Origin of the sequence: Streptomyces malaysiense (genome assembly GCF_000980885.2) — a bacterium.
GTDB classification, from domain to species: domain Bacteria; phylum Actinomycetota; class Actinomycetes; order Streptomycetales; family Streptomycetaceae; genus Streptomyces; species Streptomyces malaysiense.
Genome location: NZ_LBDA02000155.1, coordinates 1 through 3,447 on the forward strand (window position 1 = coordinate 1; position 3,447 = coordinate 3,447).

Annotated in this window: 1 protein-coding gene; it reads left to right on the forward strand. The window is 73.3% G+C overall.

The window, feature by feature from the left end:
• Nucleotides 1-3,447, forward strand: a 3,447-nt coding sequence (locus tag VT52_RS34475) for a type I polyketide synthase (protein ID WP_143070972.1), incomplete at both ends; no start/stop codon positions are given.

The window sequence follows — 3,447 nt, forward strand, 5'->3', positions numbered from 1 at the left end:
CACAACGACCCCACCCACCTCGGACAGTCAGCCACCACGCACCCCCTGCTGGCAGCCACCATCGAGTCGGCCACCGACGGCCGTGTCACCTACACCGGCCGCCTCCACACCGACGACCACCCCTGGCTCGCGGACCACGCCCTCACCGGCGTCCTCGTCCTGCCCGGGACCGCATACGTCGAACTCGCCCTCCACGCGGCACGCCACGTCGGCCTCGCCCGCGTCGAGGAACTCACCCTTCAGGCCCCCCTGGTCCTCCCCGAGCGCGGCAGTACCCACCTCCAGGTGACGATCGACCCACCCGACGAGAGCGGTCGTCGTTCGCTGTCGGTGCACACCCGCCCGGGAAACCCCTCGGACGACGAGGACACGAACGCCGCGGACAGCCAGGACCTCTGGGTGCGGCACGCCACGGGCACCTTGTCGGGCCCCAGCGCGTCAGCCGGTGTGCCGGAGGGACCCACCGGAGCGTGGCCCTCTCCCGGGCACGAGCGCGTCGCCGTGGACGACTTCTACGAGATGGCCGCCCAGTCCGGCTACCACTACGGGCCGGCCTTCCGGGGTCTCACCGCCGCCTGGCGTGCCGGCACGGACGGCAGCATCTGTGCCGAGGTGTCGCTGCCCGAGGAGGGCGTCAGCACGGACGGGTACGTCCTCCACCCTGCCCTGCTCGACTGCGCCCTGCACGCGCTCGCCGCCGCCGACCACCCCGGTCTGCCGGCCCCGGGATCGCAGGACGGTGACGGCGACCGGCGGATGCGTCTGCCGTTCACCTGGAGCGATGTCACTCTGCACCCCGTCGCCGACGCGTCCGCCCCCACGTCGCTGCGTGTCCGACTGCGTCCCACGGGCTCCGACACCTATACGGTGCGCGTCACGGACGCCACGGACACTCCGCTGCTCAGCGTGGGGGCCCTGAAGGTACGGAGCCTGGATGTGGCCGCGCTGCACGGCGCGCACCACGGCAACCCCCTCCACTCGTTGACGTGGCGGCAGGCGACGGACGTGTCCCTCGACGAGACGCAGACGCCCGACGGCTGGGTACACCTCGGCGAGGGCGGCGACCTCTCCGACGTGACGGCCCTGGGCAGGGGCCGCGAATCGGACGACGAGGGGCCGGGCACCGTCGTCGCCGAGTTCACGGGTGACGGCGCCACGGCTGCTCCGGACGCCGCACGCACGCTGGCCAAGGCCGCACTGCGCACCGTCCAGCAGTTCCTCGGTGACGAGAGCCTGCGGTCCAGTCGTCTCCTGGTGGTCACACGAGGCGCTGTCGCCACGGCCGAGACCGACACGGTGACGGATGTCGCCGCGGCGGCGGTGTGGGGGCTGGTGCGGTCGGCACAGCTGGAGCACCCGGGGCGTTTCCTCCTCGTCGACCTGGACGCGGGCGCGGGGCGCGGAGTGCTGCCTTCCGTCGCCGCCGTCGACGAGCCGCAGGCCGCGGTGCGGGGCGACCGGGTGCTGGTGCCCCGCGTGACCCGGGTACCGGCGACTCCGGCCGACGACGCGCCCGAACCGATCGACCTTGAGGGCACCGTGCTCGTCACCGGTGGCACCGGAACGCTCGGCGGCCTCGTCGCCCGTCACCTCGCCGGCAGCCACCAGGTGCGGCACCTGCTGCTGGTCAGCCGCAGCGGCAGGGCCGCCGCCGGTGCGGCGGAGCTGGAGGCCGAGCTGACCTCGCTGGGGGCCGAGGTCACCATCGCCTCCTGCGACGCCGGCGACCCGCGGGCGCTGGCGGCGCTGCTGGAGTCGATACCGTCCGACCGTCCGCTGACAGCCGTCGTGCACACCGCGGGCGTGCTCGATGACGCGGTGATCAGCGCTCTCGCCCCCGAGCAGATCGACGCCGTGCTCCGCCCGAAGGCGGACGTGGCCTGGCATCTGCACGAGCTGACCAGGGACCTCGGCCTCAGGGCCTTCGTTCTCTTCTCGTCCGCGGCTGGCACCCTCGGCAGCCCCGGCCAGGGCGGCTACGCCGCCGCCAACGCCTTCCTCGACGCCCTGGCCGCCCATCGCCACGCCGCCGGCCTTCCGGCCCAGTCGCTGGCCTGGGGCCTGTGGGCCGAGACCAGCGGGCTCACGGGCACGTTGTCGGACGCGGACATGGCTCGCATCAATCGCACCGGGATCATGCCGCTGGCGACCGAGGACGCCCTTTCCCTCTTCGACGCCGCGCTCGCCTCCGGGTCCGCCACCCTGCTGCCCGTGCGGCTCAGCCGGCCCGCGCTGCGCAGCCATGCGACGGCGGGCACGCTCCCTCCGCTGCTCAGCTCCCTGGTGCCCGCACAGGCGCGCCGGGACACCGGACGGAGCAGCCTCACCGCTCGCCTGGCGGCACTGCCCCCGGAGCAACAGGAACAGTTGCTGCTCGACCTGACACGCACGCACATCGCCACCGTTCTGGGACACAGCGGGCCGCAGGCGGTCGATCCGCAGCGGGCCTTCCAGGACCTCGGCTTCGACTCGCTGACCGCCGTGGAGTTGCGCAACCGCCTGACGACGGCGACCGGGTTGCGCCTCCCGGCGACGTTGGTGTTCGACCACCCGACGCCGAGTGCGCTCGCCCGCCACCTGGCCGCGGAGCTGCTGGGAGTCGCGGACGACTCCGCCGGCCTGCCCGGCCTCGGCGCGGTCGGTGACGAGCCCGTCGCGATCATCTCCATGACCTGCCGGTACCCCGGAGGCGTCACCTCCCCGGAGGACCTGTGGGAGCTGGTCGCCGCCGGCACGGACGCCGTCTCGGGCTTCCCCGAAGGACGCGACTGGGACCCGGAGGACCTGTACGACCCCGATCCCGACGCCCCGGGGAAGTCGTACACCCGGGAAGGCGGTTTCCTCCACGACGCCGCCGACTTCGACGCCGACTTCTTCGGCATCTCGCCGCGCGAGGCGCTCGCCATCGACCCGCAGCAGCGGTTGCTGCTGGAAGCCGGCTGGGAGGTCTTCGAGCGCGCCGGCCTGGTCCCGACGACACTGCGCGGGAGCCGTACCGGCGTCTTCACCGGTGTGATGTACGGCGACTACTCGGCCCGCCACACCCAGCCGCCGCCCGGCTTCGAGGGCCACTTGGGCAGTGGCAGCGCCGCCAGCATCGCCTCGGGCCGCCTGTCCTACACCTTCGGTCTGGAGGGCCCGGCCGTCACGATCGACACGGCGTGTTCGTCGTCGTTGGTGGCGATGCACCTGGCCGCGCAGGCCCTGCGCAACGGCGAGTGCACGCTGGCACTGGCCGGTGGTGTCACCGTCATGGCGACACCCGGGGCTTTCGTGGAGTTCTCCCGGCAGCGGGGACTCTCACCCGACGGCCGGTGCAAGGCGTTCGCCGACGGCGCCGACGGCACCGGCTGGGGCGAGGGTGTCGGGCTCGTCCTACTGGAGAAACTGTCGGACGCCGAGGCCAACGGTCACCAGGTCCTCGCCGTGCTGCGCGGCTCGGCCGTC